Raw genomic sequence first — 16,052 nt, 5'->3', positions numbered from 1 at the left:
TCAGGACTCTATCCCGGCCGCTGAAAGCCCAGAGAATCCGTGCCTTGTCAACGCGGTGCGCAACTCCTCGCGGTCGTCCAGGGCGAGGTTCACGCCCTTCACCTCCTGCCAGACCTCGTGTCCGCGGCCTGCGATCACGATGGTGTCGGACGGGTGCGCGAGGGCTACGGCGTGGTCGATCGCCGCCGCACGCGGGTGGACCTCGATGACCTGGCACCGGAGGTGTTCGTCGCGGACCGCTGCATCCGCCCCCGCGCGGACCGCGGCGCGGATCACGGCGTCGTCCTCGTCGTGCGGGTCGTCATCGGTGACGATCAGGATGTCGGACAGCCGGGCGCCCACGGCACCCATGACGGGCCGCTTGGACGCATCACGCTGCCCTGTTGCGCCGAAGACGGCGATGACCCGACCGTCGGGGCGCCGGACGGAGGAGAGCGTGCGCTCGAGGGCGTCGGGGTTGTGCGCGAAGTCGACGATCGCGGCGGGTGCCTCACCGATCAGCTGCATGCGCCCCGGGACCTCGGTGGTGAACGGGTCGTGCTCGTCCAGCGCGCTCTGCAACCGGTCGACCGTCACGCCGGAGGTGAGGACCATCACGGCGGCGAGGGCCGCATTGGAGATGTTGAACGAACCCGGCAGCCCGGTACGTACCCGCAACCGCTCCCCCGTGCGCGCGATGAGGGTGAAGGAGTGCCCCAGGCCGCTCGGTTCGACGTCGGTCACCTGCCATGCGGGCGCGCTGTCCCCCTCCGCGGCGGATCCCGGTTCGCTCCGGACGGTGACGACCGGTACGCCCGCCTCGGCCGCGAGCCGGCGGCCCCACGGGTCGTCGACGAGCACGACGGCGGAGCGGCATCGCTCGGGCGTGAAGAGCGACGCCTTGACCGCGAAGTACTCCTCCATGGAACCGTGCAGGTCGAGGTGGTCCTGCGTCAGGTTCGTGAACCCGGCGACGTCGAACCGGACGCCGTCCACGCGGCCGAACTCGAGAGCATGGGAGGAGACCTCCATTGCGGCCGCGCCCAGTTCCCGCTCACCCATGAGCGCGAGCAGCGAGTGCACCTGAGGCGATTCCGGGGTGGTGAGAAGGCTGGGAATGGCTTCCTCCCCCGCGCGGATCTCGATCGTCCCGATGAGACCCGTCGAGGAACCCAGGGCCTCGAGCAGTGCCGTCAGGAAGTAGGTCGTGGTGGTCTTCCCGTTCGTGCCCGTGACTCCGAAGAGGGTGGGCGCCGCTCCGGAGGCGCTCCCGAAGATCTCCCGCGCGAGCGGCCCGAGCACACGGCGCGGATCAGGGACCACGACGACGGGGACGCCCGGGCCGACGGATGCGTGAGCCTCCAGAAGCAGCGCACCGTCGGCGTCCGTGAGCACCGCGACCGCGCCGGCGGCGACCGCCTGTGCCGCGAAGTCCGCACCGTGGCGGGTCGCCCCGGGCAGTGCCGCGTAGACGTCGCCGGGTAGCACCGCTCGGGAGTCGAGCGTGATGCCGGTGACCGTCGGGAGCACCTGTCCGCCGGGGGCGTCGAGGTCGTCGCGGGGAACGCGCTGAGCGCCGAGATCCGCAAGGACGCAGGCGAGAGCAGAGGAGAGGTCGGCCGCATGCGGCACACGGGGTCGCATCAGGGAAGCTGTGCTGCCCCGACCGGTGGTGGATGTCACGGTGTTACGGCCTCCGGGTCAGAATTCGACCGGGTAGATGTCCGGCTTCGTCGTCGAGGCCGGGACGTTGTTCGAGTTGAGGACCTGCTTCATGACCTTCTGGAACGACTCGCCGGGGATGAGGTAGTACAGGTCGCCCTGCGGCCGCTGGAGCGTGATGACGACGACGTACTCGGGGTCCTCGATGGGCGCGATCCCGGCGTAGGAGAGAGTGTAGCCGTCGTACCCGCCCGAGGCGCTCGGCGCTTCGGCGGTACCCGTCTTGGACCCCACCCGGTACTGCTCGAGCTCCCCGGACTTCCCCGAACCCTCCTCGGTCACGGTCTCGAGCATTTTCCGCATCTCTGCGGCGGTGCCCTCGGAGACGACCCTCGTACCCTCGGCCTGCGGTACCACGTGCTCGGTCCCGTCGGGGTCGATGTAGGCGTCGATGAGGCGCGGTTGCAGCCTCACGCCGTCGTTCGCGATGGTCTGGTACACCATCGCGGTGTGCATCGCCGTCTGGGAGAGACCCTGACCGAACAGCACCGTGTACTGCTGGCGGTCGTCCCACTCGTCGGGTGCGGGAAGCAGCCCCTGGTTCTCCTCGTTGAGGCCCGTACCGAGAGGCTCACCGATGCCGAACTTCTTGAGCCAGTCGTAGCGCTCCTGCTTCGAGAGCTGCTCGCCGATCTGCACCGTCCCCGTGTTCATCGACTTCGCGAGGACGCCCGCGGCCGTGCGCTTCTCGGTCCCGTGCTCGGATGCGTCCTTGAAGGTCTGGTTGCCCACGGTGTAACGGTTCTCGAGCGTGAACTGCGAGGTGGGCTCGATGACCCCTTGCTCCAGCGCGCCTGCGAGCGTGATCACCTTCGTCGTCGAGCCCGGCTCGAACGCCGCGCTCACGGAGTTCGGTCGACGCTGCTCGGCGGGGGTGGCCGTCGGATCGTTGGGGTCCGGCGTGGTCGACTCCGCCATCGCGCGGATTGCGCCGGTCTTGGCCTCGACCACCACGATGTTGCCCCACTCCGCGTTGTAGTCCTTGACCTGGGAGGCGATGGTCTGCTGGGCGAACCACTGGAGGTCCTGATCGATGGTGAGGCGCACGTCCTGGCCGTCGGCGGCCGGGATGTCCTCGTTCGTCGCGTACGGGATGCGGATGCCGTCACCGCCGATCTCGAAGGTCCTCTTGCCGGCGGTCCCCACGAGGGCGTCGTTCAGGGAGTACTCGAGACCCTCCTGGGGATCACCGTTGTCCGAGACGAAGCCGATCACCGAACCGGCTACCGGCCCTGCGGGATACGTCCTGACGCTGGTCTGGTCGGCGTAGACACCCGGGAAGCCGACGGCCATGACCCGGTTCTTCACCTCCGGTGTCACCGACCTCGCGACGTAGTTGAACGTCGCATCGCCCATGATGGCCGACTCGAGGGTCGCCGCGTCGATCCCGAGGATCGCCGAGAGCTCCGCGAAGCCCTGCTCGATCGTGACGCCCCGCTCCCGCCGCACGCCTGTTTCCTCGTTCTCGTCGTCGACCGTGCGGTCGAACTCGGTCACTGCGCTCAGCTCCTGGTCCACCACGATGTCGAAGCGCTCCACACTGCGGGCGAAGTACTTGCCGTTGGCGTCGAGGATCGAACCCCTCACGGGCTGCACGTTCGTGATGGTGAGTCGCTTCGACAGGCCCGTCTGGGCCATGCCGTCGAGGTCCAGCGCCTGCAGCTGGAAGAGCCGGACGCCGAGGACGAGCAGCAGGACGAGCACGAAGGCGAGGCCCACGCGAAGTCGTACCGACCCCAGAGTCAGGCGGAGACTGTCGGCGCTTCCGGCGCGGGCAGGGGTCACAGGTCATCCTTGTCGTTCAGGTCGTTCAGGTGGGTGGATCAGGTACTGCGACGATGCGGTGGGTGGAACCGCCCTCGATCGACCGCCGCTCTACTGACCGCCGGTCGAGGACTGCACGGGGCCCGGAATGGTACCCGCGGCGGAGCTCTCGGGGAGGTCCTGGGTCACCGGCTCGGCCGCATCCTGCGTCGCATCGTCCGTGGTGGCGGCGTCTGCGGAGGATTCCGAGGACGACGCGTCGGTGGCCTGCCCGTCCTCCGCGGTATCGGTCGGCGCGGTATCGGTCGGCGCGGCGGGCGCGGCGACGGGAGCGGCCTGATCGGTCACGAGGTTGGGAGCAGCGATGAGAACCTCCGGCTTCGGGCCCTTCGTGGCGGGCTCGGGATCGCCCGTCACTGATCCCGAATCTAGCTCAACGGTCCCGAACGTCGGGGAGGACACCATGTCGAGTTTCGTGGCGGCCGCCGCGAGGTTCTGCGGCGCTTCCTTGCCTTCGATCTCGAGCACCAACGCCTCGTTCTCCTGGCTCAGCGCCACCTGCTGGTTGCGCAGCTGCACGAGGTCGTACTGCGTGCTGGAGACCGAGATGTTGAGCATGAGGACGGCCGCGAGCGCTCCGGCGAGGACGAGCAGGCTGAACACGGCGAACGGTACGCGGCGACGCGCGGGCCTGGCCGGGACGACCGACAGCGGCGTGCGCGTCCTCGGCGACGACGGGTGGCCCGGAGCGAGCCGGCCGGTCGGCCGTCCGGGCGCGGAGGTGAGGGCGCGGGTCCCGCGGGGTGCAACGGTCAGTGCCTGGCTCATCTGGTGGTCCTGTCGACGGGTCGTGCGGTGATTCGTTCAACTGCTCGCAACCGAGCAGACGCAGCGCGGGGGTTCTCTTCGATCTCGGCGGCGGTGGGGGTCTCCGTGCCGCGGGTGAGCGACCGCAGGTAGGCCTTGTGCTGTTCGAGCTCGACGGGGAAACCCACCGGAGCAGCCGAGGTGGTGCCCGCGGCGAAGGCACTCTTGACGATGCGGTCCTCGAGCGAGTGGTAGGACATGGCGACGACGCGCCCTCCCACCCCGATCGCGTCGAGCGCGGCGGGGATGGCACGCTCGAGCACGCTGAGTTCCTCGTTGACCTCGATGCGTAGGGCCTGGAAGGTCCGCTTGGCGGGATGCCCCCCGGTGCGTGCGGCCGAGGCCGGGACCACGCCGCGGATGACGTCGACCAGCTGGGACGTGGTGTGGAAGGGTGCCGTTGCACGCGCACTGACGATCGCCGAGGCGATCCGACCGGCGAACTTCTCCTCACCCCACGATCGGATGATGCGCAGCAGATCGGCCTCCGTGTAGGAGTTCACGACGTCGGCGGCCGTCGCGCCGGTGGTGGTGTCCATCCTCATGTCCAGCGGGGCGTCGAAGGAGTACGCGAAGCCCCGCTCGCGCTCGTCCAGCTGGAGGGAGGAGACACCGAGATCGAAGAGGATGCCGTCGGCCACGTCCACCCCAAGATCCGCCAACACCTCCGGGAGCTCGTCGTACACGGCGTGGACCAGATCGGTGCGGTCCGCGAAGCGGGCGAGCCGCTCACCGGCGAGGTCGAGGGCTTCGGTGTCGCGGTCGACGCCGACGAGATGGACGTCGGGGAAGAGTTCCAGCATCGCTTCCGAGTGCCCACCCATGCCGAGCGTCGCGTCGACGACGACGGGCCGGCGGTCGGAGCCCTGCGCAGCGGAGACGGCCGGGGCGAGGAGGGAGATGCAGCGGTCACGGAGGACGGGAATGTGACGCTCCCCCGTCGGCCGGTCACCCCGCATGCGTCTTCTCCATCCTGCAGTTGTGGTTCGTCAATCCGTCATACGCCATCGTGCATCGATCTCGGCGTTTTCACGGTGAGGCTCTCCCCCTTGGATCAGATCCCCATCCGGCCGGAGGGATTCCGCCTGGCCCCGGGGAAGTGGAGCCAGGTGGTGATCCTCGTCCGGCGGCTGGAGATCTCATCCAAGGGATGTGGCCTTCGCGTTCCGAGTACTGCTGGTCCTGCTGTGTGCTGCTCGTTCTTGTCGTTCTGTGGTCCTGCGTCATGCTGTTCGTCGATCAGATGAAGCCGGGGAACCCGTCCTCATCCGTTTCGGAGAACGCCGTCTCCTTCTCCGCGAGGTAGGACTCCCAGGCGTCCATCGCCCAGATCTCCGCTCGGCTGCCCGCACCGATCACCGCCAGTTCGCGATCGAGACCGGCGTAGGTCCTCAGGGCCGGAGGGATGGTGATCCGGCCCTGCTTGTCGGGAACCTCGTCGGACGCTCCCGAGAGGAACACGCGGTTGTAATCCCTCGCCTGACGCGACGAGATGGGCGCCGCGCGCATCTGCTCGTGGACCCGCTCGAATTCCGATGTGCTGAAGACGTAGATACAGCGTTCCTGACCCCTTGTGAGGACCAGTCCTTCGCTCAGTTCGTCGCGGAACTTCGCGGGAAGGATGAGCCTGCCTTTGTCATCGAGTCGGGGGGTGTGCGTTCCGAGGAACATCCCTGACCGCCTGTCCGATTCCATCAAGCCCAGCGAATGTGCTGCCCTGCTCTTATATTCCCCACTTTACTCCACAACTCTCCACCGTCAACGTTGCAGCGCCCGGGACGCGCCGATAAATCCCTCATCGACTGGCCGCGCGCGCACCCGAGGGCGCGTCATGACGGGCGTGGACGTGGAAGTGGAGCGGAGTGGAGGGACCCCGCACCGCGACGAGGCGAAGAGGGGCTGCGAGGTGCGGAGCGGTCGATGCGTCGCGGCGGCCGGGAGAGGTCGTAGCCCTGGTGGACGGGATGCGCCGAGGCCTTAACGCAGAAGAACCCGCCGTGGCGGGTTCTTCTGGTGGAGAGTGAGTGTCATGACCGGCGGGGCCGTGCGGCAGAGTTCGCGCTCGTCGGGCCCGTTCGGTCGGGACTCAGGTCACGGCTGGTCGCGCTTGCGTTCGTCCCACTTGTCCTCGAGGCTCGACATGAAGCCGCTCTTCCCGCCGGTGGGCGCCTTGGCGGGCTTGCCGACCGGCTGATCGACCTCGACCTGCTTGGACTTCGTCGTGGCGAAGTAGACTCCTCCGCCCATGATGAGGAAGCCGAGGACCCCGATCAGGATGGCCTGCCAGACGATGCCGGCGAGGAGGACGAAGATCCCGGCGATCGTGATGAGCGCTCCGATGACGAGCCGCCGCGTCGACATCGACTTCCGGGAGTCGGACGCCATAGAGTGCGCGAACTTGGGATCGTCGGCGTGCAACTGCTGTTCCAGCTGATCAAGCAGCCTCTGCTCGTGTTCCGAGAGTGCCATGACCGCCTCCTTGATATGGGTGCCGACGTTCCTTCAATCCTCCAACGCCCCGAATGCCCTCCGGGTTCCCGACATCGCGGTCATTGGACCGGGTCTGAGGAACGGGGTGGATACGTTGGGCTGTAGGTGGATTACCTGATTCCAGACTAGTTTGCTACGCGGTGGGTGCAAAGTCACAATGCGGGGGTTGATGCGCCCGCCGGGCCGGTTATAGACCGCTGCGACCGGTGTGGACGAACGCTGCGGGCCGGTCCTCTCCCGGGGCCGCGGCCGCGCTCCACGAGGGCCTTCCAAGGAACCTCGTGTAGCGCCCGCCGGTGCTCCAGCGAGCTCTTCCACGGAGTCGTTCCGGTCATCGGCGCCGCTCCCCCGACGCCGGTGGCCTCCGCTCCCGTGACTCCGGCTGCGTGCGCTCCTCCGGACCGGGAACCCGAGGCCCTGCGGTCGTCGTCGCCCCCTCCGTTCCGCGTTCCCCCGTGGGCATCCGCCCACGGGTCGGGAGGAGCCCTGCAGGTTTGACGCCGGCGTCGCCGAACTTGCGGTTGACGTCGTCGAGCGCGCGCTCGGCGACACGCCAGTTGTCGTCGCGGCGATCGATCGTCAGCTGCGTCGACCCGTCTCCCCCGACCTCCAGGGATTCGGCGCGCAGACCGATCAACCGGACGGCCATGGGCCGTTCACCCAGGACGGACAGAAGGCCGATCGCCGCCTGGTACAGCGCGTGCGCGCTGTCGACGGGCTCGTCGAGCTTCCTCGAACGGGTGAGCGTGGAGAAGTCCGCGTAGCGGACCTTGAGCGCCACTCCGCCGGCCCGGTATCCCGAGGCGCGCAGCCGGGCTCCCGTGCGGTGGGCCAGCCTGAGCAACTCACGCCGGAGGACGTCGGAGTCGGAGATGTCGTGCGAGAACGTCTCCTCGGCCCCGATGCTCTTCTCCGGGCGGGCGACGACCACCCGCCGGGGGTCCCGCCCCCAGGCCAGGTGGTGGACGTGCTCGCCGGACGCGCCGAGGAGGCGCCGAAGGGTCGACACAGGGGTATGGGCGACGTCCTCGACCGTGTTGATCCCGATGCGCGCGAGAACCTCCTGGGTCTTCGCCCCGACCCCCCAGAGCGCGGAGACCGGGAGGGTGTGCAGGAACGCGACGGTCTGATCACCCGGAATGAGGAGCAGTCCGTCGGGCTTGGCGCGGGTCGAGGCGATCTTCGCCACGAATTTGGTGCTCGCGGCCCCCACACTCGCCGTGATGCCGAGACTCGAACTGATCTCCCGGCGGATCTGCTCGCCGATGGCACGCGGGGCGCCGAGGCGGCGCATGGAGCCAGCGACATCGAGGAACGCCTCGTCGACGCTGAGCGGCTCCACCTCGGGGGTGATCGAGCGGAAGATCCGCATGATGTCCTTGGACACCTCGGAGTACCGGCGTTGGTGCGGCGGCAGGATGACGGCGTCGGGGCACCGTCGCCGGGCGATCGACATCGGCATGGCCGAACGCACTCCGTACCGCCGGGCCTCGTAGGAGGCGGAGAGGACCACCGAGCGACCGGACGGCGAACCGACCACCACGGGCTTACCTCTCAGGTGCGGATGATCGAGCAGTTCCACGGACACGAAGAACGCGTCCATGTCGACGTGGAGGATATGGCATTCGGCGTGATCCGCCGCGTTCGCCTCCTGAAGTCCAGCCACACGAGAAGCGTACGCATCGGCACCGACAGTCGGGACGCACTGCCCGGCGGGCGGAGCACCTCACCCGCGTGAGGCAGGCGCCTTCTCGCGGGCCGATAGAGTGGGGACTCCACGACCAGACGAGCCGCCCGGGAGATCCATGCTGTCCGCACCCGCCGCCCCTGAACAGGGTGGCGACTCCGACACCATCGACACCATCGCGTCGGAGCAGGATCGCTTCCGCCTCCACCTCACCCGGACGATCGAGGATTTCCTCGCGGAACAGCGCTCGGTCCTCTCCGACATCTCGGACGAGTCCCTCCCGCTCATCTCGAGCATCGCGACCCTCACCGGCGGGGGCAAGAGGATGCGGGCCCTCCTGTGTTACTGGGGATGGCGGGCGGCCGGGGGGTCTCCCGAGGCAGCGGCGCCCGTGATCGCCGGCACCGCTCTCGAGTTCTTCCAGGCCGCCGCGCTCATCCACGACGACATCATCGACCGCTCCGACACCCGGCGCGGCCGGCCGAGCGTGCACCGCCAGTTCAGCGCGCGGCACCGCTCCGGCGGGTGGCACCTCGACGCCGAGCGTTTCGGCGTGTCCGCAGCGATCCTGGCGGGCGACCTGTGCCTGGCGTTCAGTGAGGAGCTGTTCACCACGGCGTGCTCGGAAGCCGGCGAGAGCGCCCGCGTCATCTTCAACCGCATGCGGACGGAAGTCATGGCGGGGCAGTACCTGGATCTTCTCGAGGAGGCCGTCGGGCCGGACCAGACGCCGGCGGAGGCGGAGAGGCGGGCCCTCAACATCCTCCGGTTCAAGTCAGCGAAGTACTCGATGGAACGCCCCCTGATGATCGGCGGCGCCCTCGCCGGGGCCGACTCGACGCTCCTCGCGGCCTACTCCGCCTTCGCGCTCCCGCTCGGGGAGGCCTTCCAGCTGCGGGACGACGTGCTCGGCGTCTTCGGGGACCCCGAGGTGACGGGCAAGCCGGCCGGCGATGACCTCCGGGAGGGCAAGCGCACCTTCCTCATCGCCCGCGCTCTCGGAGCCGCGGACGATTCCGCCCGCCGCACCATCAACACGATGCTGGGCGACACCGAGCTCGACGACGACGCCGTGGCAGACCTCCGCAGCATGATCCAGGACACCGGCGCGCTCGCCGAGGCCGAACGTCTGATCCTGGACAGGTCGACGGAGGCCTTCCGTGCTCTCGACGAGTTGTCGATCAGCACACTCCCTCGGCAAGCACTGGGCCTCCTGGCGGAGGCTGCGGTCACGCGTTCCGCCTGACAGCAGAAACGTCGCGGCGCCGTCGGCGTCCTACCAGGCGGCTGCCTGGGCGCGACGTCGGATCTCGGTCTTCCGTCCCTCGCGCAGGGCGTCCACGGGTCGGCCCGGGAGGGACTCGTCCTCGGTGTAGAGCCAGCGGATGATGTCCTCGTCGCCGAAGCCGGAATCCGCGAGCACCACCACCGTGCCCTTCAGGCTGTCGAGCACCGCACCGTCCACGAGGAAGTCGGCGGGAACGCTCCTGATCTTCCGCTCGCCCACGCGGACGCTGACGAGGGCGCGCTCACTGATGAGGGAATGCACGCGCGTGATGGGGAGACCCAGGGTCTGGGCCACATCGGGGAGATTGAGCCAGGCAGGGACGAGTTCTTCGAGTTCGGTCACGGATCAAGGGTGCCACGCCCCAGGAATCAACTCCACCTAGGACGGCACGCGGACGGCGCACCGGCTGTCCTCGCCATCTTCGCCGTCGTCACCGCGTGGTGGGGTGTCGGACGGGCGCGGGCACCGGCTGAATGCCGAAGAACGACGGCGCTCCTCACTGAAGATCCTGGCCTCGGCCGGACCCGCTACGCCCGCGCTCGGGAATGTTCGGGACGACACGCTGGCGAGCCAGCTGCGACACGCCGATCTTGAGCATCTCCTGTATTTACAGCCTCTTGTGTTAGTGATCGCATCGTGTAAGTTCACAGGAGTCACACAAGTAACACCAACATCACGTGACACATCATCTCAGCACGTACCCGCGTCCGGTCTCACCATCGGAAGGCTCGGGTCCGTGCGTCCGCGCGGACTCAGGCCGCCAACAGACGAGGAACGAAACATGACTGCCCAGCGATCAGACGCACCGCTGAACGGCTCCCGCAGGAGATCCGGGACCGACGGCTCGCGACGCCTGAACGTCGCCGTGACCACCGCAGCTCTCCCGGCGGTGATCCTGTCCTCCGTCGCACTGGCGAACCCCGCCGCGGCGGCCCCCGCGGCGCAGTCCGCGTCCGCGGCCCGGCAGATCGGTGGAATGACGGTCGGGACAGCTCTGCCCGCTCCCGCCCGAACCACCGTCCCCGCGGCCCTCGTGGCCGGGCTGGTCCCCGTGCAGCGCGTCGCCGTGCCCACCCAAGCCGTGCCCGCCGAAGCCGTACCCGCCGAGTACACGGTCAAGCCCGGGGACACGATCACCGCCATCGCGCAGCGCCACGGCCTCACCACCAACGCCGTCCTGACGCTGAACCGCATGGATGCCCGAACCGTCATCTACCCGGGCCAGAAGGTCAGGCTGACAGAGGGTGCCGCACCCGCGGAGAAGCCTGCAGCGGCACCGGCTCCGGCTGCAGCACCTCCGGCGTCGCGCAGCACCTACGTGGTGAAGCCCGGCGACACCCTCGGGGCGATCGCCGCCCGCGCCGGTGTGAGCCTGCAGAGCGTGCTGACCGGCAACAACCTCTCGATGACCTCGATCATCTACCCCGGCCAGAAGCTCACCGTCGGTGGCACCGCACCCGCACCCGCACCCGCACCCGGGAAGCCTGCTCCGGCTCCGGCGCCGGCTCCCGCTCCTGCTCCCGCTCCCTCGGGTACGTACACGGTGAAGCCGGGCGACACCCTCGGCGCGATCGCATCGCGCAACAAGGTCGGCCTCCCCGACCTGCTGGCCGCGAACAAGATGTCCATGACGACGGTCATCTTCCCCGGACAGAAGCTCACCCTCCCCGGTGGGAACCAGGGTGGCAGCACGCCGACCGCGCCTGCACCTGCGCCGGGGAACCTCGTGCCGTCGAATTTCCTCGGCTACACCTACCCGGACAAGGTCGTCGCGGACGCCAACGCGAACAAGGCCCTCCTCAACTCCCTGCCGGCGCCGTCGCAGGCCGAGATGAAGCAGATCGTCGCGGACACGGCGCGCTCGATGGGCGTCGATCCCAGCCTCGCGCTCGCCTTCGCGTACCAGGAGTCCGGCTTCAACCAGCGCGCCGTCTCCCCCGCGAACGCCATCGGCACCATGCAGGTGATCCCGTCCTCGGGGCAGTGGGCCGGCGATCTCGTGGGCCGCAAGCTGAACCTGCTGGACCCCTACGACAACGCCACCGCCGGCGTCGCCATCATCCGCTCGCTCGTCCGCACCAGCCCGTCACTCGACATCGCGATCGCCTCCTACTACCAGGGCGCGTACTCGGTCCAGTCGCGGGGCATGTTCGAGGACACCAAGCAGTACGTCGCGGCCATCAAGGCGCACCAGGGGAACTTCCGCTAGGAGGGGTGCGGACCGGCGTCGATCAGCTCGACGCCGATTAGGAAGGGGGCAGGACGCGTGGTGGTCCTGCCCCCTCCTCATGCCGCCGTCTACTATCGGAAGGTGCACCAGCAACGCAGGGACCCCCTCGAGGGAGTGGTCGTGGACGGCCGGTATACCGTCCACTCGCGGCTGGCGCGTGGCGGGATGTCGACGGTCTACCTCGCCACGGATCGCAGGCTCGACCGCCGCGTCGCCCTCAAGGTCCTCTACCCGCACCTCGCCGAGGAACCCGGTTTCGTGGACCGCTTCGAGCAGGAGGCGAAATCCGCTGCGCGGCTCTCGCACCCCAACGTGGTCGGTGTGCTCGACCAGGGCGTGGACGACGTCGACGGGCAGACAGTCGCCTACCTCGTCATGGAGTTCGTGCAGGGCAGGACCCTCCGGGACGTCCTGCGCGACCAGGGTCGGCTCACACCACGGGACGCCCTGCGATACCTCGACGACGTCGTGAAGGGTCTCGCGGCAGCGCACGAGGCCGGGCTCATCCACCGCGACGTCAAACCGGAGAACGTCCTGCTGTCCGCGACCGGGCAGGTCAAGATCGCCGACTTCGGCCTCGCGCGCGCGGTCTCCGCGGCCACGGGCACCGCGACCCTCGTCGGTACCGTCGCCTACCTCTCCCCCGAGCTCGTGCTGGGTCAGCCCGCCGAGGCGCAGAGCGACATCTACTCGACCGGCATCATGCTCTACGAGCTCCTGACCGGGCGTCAGCCGTTCACGGGCGACATGCCCGTGCAGGTGGCCCTGCAGCACGCACAGTCCGAGGTACCCGCGCCGTCGGTGCTCCTGCCGGGCCTCGCCACGGACCTCGACGAACTCGTGCTCTGGTGCACCGCACGGGATCCCGAGGACCGCCCCGTCGACGGGACGGCACTCCTCGGCGAACTGCAGCACATCCGGGACACGCTCCCCGACGCCGACCTCGACTACACAGCCGCGGACGCGCGCTACGAGGTGACCGGCCAGGACCAGTTGACCGCCGCCGTCGTGCCGCCCCTTCCCCTCGGCGGGCCGATTGCCGGCGCGCCCGCCGGCGCACCGACCGAGGCGCTGCGAGGGCTCGACCGACGAGCGGACGACGGTCGAGCGCGCACCGGGAGCTCACGCCTCCCGTCCGACGGCGCGGACGGCGTCGGCCCGGGCACGGGTGACACCTGGTCGCGCACCGGTGCGTCAGCGCCCGTTCGGCCGCGGTCAGCGGATGCGACGGAGATCCTCGGTCGCTCGGGACGATTGGGAGGCGGCGACCGCGGTGGTCGGTCCGACCAGTACGACCAGGACGATCACACGGGCGTCGTCGACCGTGATCAGTCCGCTACCCGCGTCCTCGGGACGATGCCGGTGACTCCGCCGTCGTCAGCCGTGAACGGGACCGTTCGACTGGGTACGACGTCCCCGACCGCCGATCAGGGCGCGCCGCGCCGGTCGGTCGATACAGACGGCATGCGGGAGCGATCAGCCGCACCCGGTGCGCCCTGGGGATCCACCGGGCCCGCGCTCCCGAGCACTGACCGGCACGGCGAGCGGACGGACGACCGAAAGGACCGACGGGATACTCCCGCGCCCCGCCCACTCAGCCGACGCCAGCAGGCGAAGCAGGCCCAACGGCCGCAGAAGTCGCTCCAGGGGCGCGGCACCCGACGCCTCGTCCGCGTGGTAGTGGTCCTCCTCGTGGTGCTGGCAGGTCTCGTCGCCGGGCTGGGGTGGCTGTTCGGTGCAGGGCCGGCCGGAGTGGTCGCCCTGCCCGACGTCGCCAACGCCTCCCTGGCGGACGCGCGAGCAGCGCTCGACGGAGAGGGGTTGGCCTCCCTCTCCACCCAGGAGGTGTTCCACGACGACGTCGTCGCCGGACTCGTGATCGGCACCGATCCCGCCGCCTTCTCGGATGTCCGGCGGTACGAGCGCGTCCAGCTCATCGTCTCCAAGGGTCCCGAACTGTTCGGGGTGCCCGACGTCGTCGGGATGACGCAGGTGGGCGCCGCCTCGGAGCTCGGCGCCGCGGGACTCGCCGTCGGCGATCTCGCCGAGGAGTTCAGTGAGACCGTGCCCCCGGGAGAGGTGCTGCGCCAGTCCGCCCCTCCGGGCACGGAGCTCCGGAGGGACTCCCCCGTGGATCTCGCGGTGTCACGCGGACCGGCACCCGTCGCCGTGCCCGATGTCACCGGTCGGCCCGAGGCCGAGGCGGTCGCCGCGCTCGAGACCGCCGGGCTCGAGGCCGTGGTGGGCGACGCACCGCAGTTCAGCAGGTCCGTCCCGGACGGTGCGGTGGTCGCGCAGACCCCGGTGGGTGTCGACGTCGCCCGCGGGACCCCCGTGACCCTCACGCTCTCGCTGGGCCCCCGGCTCGTGGAGGTCCCGAACGTGTTCTCGCTGTCCGAGGAGCGGGCGGTGAGCGCCTTGGAGGACGCGGGTTTCGTCGTGGAGATCGACTACACCTTCGGCGGGTCGGTGCTCGGGCTGGTCGCCGGCCAGAGCAGGACCGGCGACCAGCCCGAGGGAACCACCGTCCGGATCACCGTCACCTGAGCGCTTTCCGGGACGGATCCGCTGCACGCGGATCCGAGCCTCACCCCTTGGAGAGGGCGCCGGCCACCAGGAAGGCCATCTCGAGCGACTGCATGTGGTTCAGGCGCGGGTCGCAGACGGACTCGTACCGGTCCACGAAGGCCTCCTGGTCGATCGGGTCCGCCCCACCGAGGCACTCGGCGACGTCATCGCCCGTCATCTCGACGTGGAGGCCGCCCGGGAACGTCCCGAGGGAGTCGTGTACCTCGAAGAAGCCGCGGACCTCGTCGATGACGTCGTCGAAGTTCCTGGTCTTGTACCCGTTCGGGCTCGTGACGGTGTTGCCGTGCATCGGATCCGTGACCCAGAGGACCTGCGCGCCGGAGGCGGTGACGCGTTCCACCAGCGTGGGCAGACGCTCACGGATGTTCTGTGCGCCCATGCGCGTGATGAAGGTCAGGCGGCCCGGCTCGCGCTCCGGATCGAGCTTGTCGATGAGAGCGAGCGCGTCGTCACCCGACGTCGTCGGGCCGAGCTTCACGCCGATGGGGTTCCGCACGCGGGAGAGGAAGTCGACGTGCGCTCCGTCGATGTCGCGGGTGCGCTCGCCGATCCACAGGAAGTGCGCGGAGGTGTCGTACGGCAGGGACGTACGCGAGTCGATCCGGGTGAGGGCGCGCTCGTAGTCGAGGAGCAGGGCCTCGTGGCTGGCGAAGAACTCGACACGCTTCAGCGCCTCGAAGTCCGTTCCGCAGGCGTCCATGAAGCGCACCGCGCGGTCGATCTCGCGGGCCAGGGACTCGTAGCGGGAGTGCGCGGGGTTCGCCATGAAGCCCTTGTTCCAGTGGTGCACCAGCCGGAGATCGGCGAAGCCCCCTTGCGTGAACGCACGGATCAGATTGAGGGTCGATGCGGACGTGTGGTACGCCTTCACCATCCGGGACGCATCGTGTCCACGACTCCCGGGCGTGAAGTCGTACCCGTTGACCATGTCGCCGCGGTACGCGGGAAGCGTCACGCCGTCGCGTGTCTCGTCGTTCGAGGACCTCGGCTTCGCGAACTGCCCGGCCATGCGCCCCATCTTGATGACGGGGAGCGATGCGCCGTAGGTCAGGACGACGGCCATCTGCAGGATGGTCCGTACGCGGGCGCTGATCTTGTCCGCGGTGGCGCCGTCGAACGTCTCGGCGCAGTCGCCGCCCTGGAGGAGGAAGGCCTTGCCCTGCGCCGCGGCGGCGAGGCGCTCGCGCAGGACGTCGACCTCGCCGGCGAAGACGAGCGGGGGAAGTGTCGAGAGTTCCTTGACGGAGGCCGCATACACGCTCGGGTCCTGCCACGAGGGCTGCTGCACCGCGGCCATGGAACGCCAGGCATCGAGCCCATCGGTCACGGGAGCGGTGGGTGCAGCGGTGCGCGGGAGGGCGGGAGCGAGGGAATCAGTCACAGCCAGATTCTACGGGGCCGCGCCCCGCTCCCCGATTCGGGCGTCATCCGCCCGT

The 16,052-nt window shown here is 69.3% G+C and carries 12 protein-coding genes; 3 read left to right on the top strand and 9 right to left on the bottom strand.

The genetic code is table 11. The features are described from left to right. The 7 genes from AC4D16_RS00250 to dinB all read right to left on the bottom strand — a co-directional run bounded on the left by AC4D16_RS00250 (position 1) and on the right by dinB (position 8,488). Positions 1 to 1,623 (bottom strand): UDP-N-acetylmuramoyl-L-alanyl-D-glutamate--2,6-diaminopimelate ligase, encoded by a 1,623-nt coding sequence (locus AC4D16_RS00250; RefSeq protein ID WP_490954635.1) that lies wholly within the window; start codon positions 1,621 to 1,623, stop codon positions 1 to 3. A 57-nt stretch (positions 1,624 to 1,680) separates the two neighbouring features. Further along, entirely contained in the window at positions 1,681 to 3,486 is a 1,806-nt protein-coding gene (locus AC4D16_RS00245) for a peptidoglycan D,D-transpeptidase FtsI family protein (RefSeq protein WP_490949437.1), read from the bottom strand. Between the two features lie 90 nt (positions 3,487 to 3,576). After that, entirely contained in the window at positions 3,577 to 4,293 is a 717-nt protein-coding gene (ftsL, locus tag AC4D16_RS00240) for a cell division protein FtsL (protein ID WP_490953543.1), read from the bottom strand. Continuing rightward, positions 4,290 to 5,291: a 16S rRNA (cytosine(1402)-N(4))-methyltransferase RsmH gene (gene rsmH, locus AC4D16_RS00235; RefSeq protein ID WP_490953542.1), complete on the bottom strand. Its 1,002-nt coding sequence runs from the start codon at positions 5,289 to 5,291 to the stop codon at positions 4,290 to 4,292. Before rsmH ends, ftsL begins: the two co-directional genes overlap by 4 nt. Before the next feature lie 280 nt (positions 5,292 to 5,571). Beyond that, positions 5,572 to 6,003, bottom strand: a complete 432-nt coding sequence (mraZ, locus tag AC4D16_RS00230) for a division/cell wall cluster transcriptional repressor MraZ (RefSeq protein WP_490949440.1) — start codon at positions 6,001 to 6,003, stop codon at positions 5,572 to 5,574. Between the two features lie 420 nt (positions 6,004 to 6,423). Next, positions 6,424 to 6,801 (bottom strand): SCO2097 family morphological protein, encoded by a 378-nt coding sequence (locus tag AC4D16_RS00225; protein WP_490949441.1) that lies wholly within the window; start codon positions 6,799 to 6,801, stop codon positions 6,424 to 6,426. Between the two features lie 352 nt (positions 6,802 to 7,153). After that, entirely contained in the window at positions 7,154 to 8,488 is a 1,335-nt protein-coding gene (gene dinB, locus AC4D16_RS00220; RefSeq protein ID WP_490953541.1) for a DNA polymerase IV, read from the bottom strand. A gap of 139 nt (positions 8,489 to 8,627) precedes the next feature. On the opposite strand from dinB, the gene AC4D16_RS00215 reads away from it, so the two are divergent. Further along, the gene (locus tag AC4D16_RS00215; RefSeq protein WP_490953540.1) at positions 8,628 to 9,755 is read left to right on the top strand and encodes a polyprenyl synthetase family protein; all 1,128 of its coding nucleotides are present in this window, start codon (positions 8,628 to 8,630) and stop codon (positions 9,753 to 9,755) included. Between the two features lie 30 nt (positions 9,756 to 9,785). Here the strand turns inward: AC4D16_RS00215 and AC4D16_RS00210 are convergent, their stop codons facing one another. After that, complete coding sequence (locus tag AC4D16_RS00210; RefSeq protein WP_490949443.1) at positions 9,786 to 10,139, bottom strand: Rv2175c family DNA-binding protein; 354 nt, start codon at positions 10,137 to 10,139, stop codon at positions 9,786 to 9,788. A 439-nt stretch (positions 10,140 to 10,578) separates the two neighbouring features. On the opposite strand from AC4D16_RS00210, the gene AC4D16_RS00205 reads away from it, so the two are divergent. Both AC4D16_RS00205 and AC4D16_RS00200 read left to right on the top strand, forming a co-directional pair. Continuing rightward, on the top strand, positions 10,579 to 12,006 hold the full coding sequence (locus AC4D16_RS00205) for a LysM peptidoglycan-binding domain-containing protein (protein WP_490953539.1): 1,428 nt from the start codon (positions 10,579 to 10,581) through the stop codon (positions 12,004 to 12,006). Between the two features lie 102 nt (positions 12,007 to 12,108). After that, entirely contained in the window at positions 12,109 to 14,574 is a 2,466-nt protein-coding gene (locus AC4D16_RS00200; protein WP_490953538.1) for a Stk1 family PASTA domain-containing Ser/Thr kinase, read from the top strand. Positions 14,575 to 14,614: 40 nt separating this feature from the next. Here AC4D16_RS00200 and AC4D16_RS00195 read toward each other — a convergent pair whose 3' ends face one another. Continuing rightward, positions 14,615 to 15,943, bottom strand: a complete 1,329-nt coding sequence (locus AC4D16_RS00195; protein ID WP_490954634.1) for a class II 3-deoxy-7-phosphoheptulonate synthase — start codon at positions 15,941 to 15,943, stop codon at positions 14,615 to 14,617. Positions 15,944 to 16,052: the final 109 nt, after the last annotated feature.

The organism is Arthrobacter sp. TJ-236, from assembly GCF_058269235.1.
Note: the sequence above shows the minus strand (reverse complement) of the source record. Positions and strands in the feature narration are given on the sequence as shown.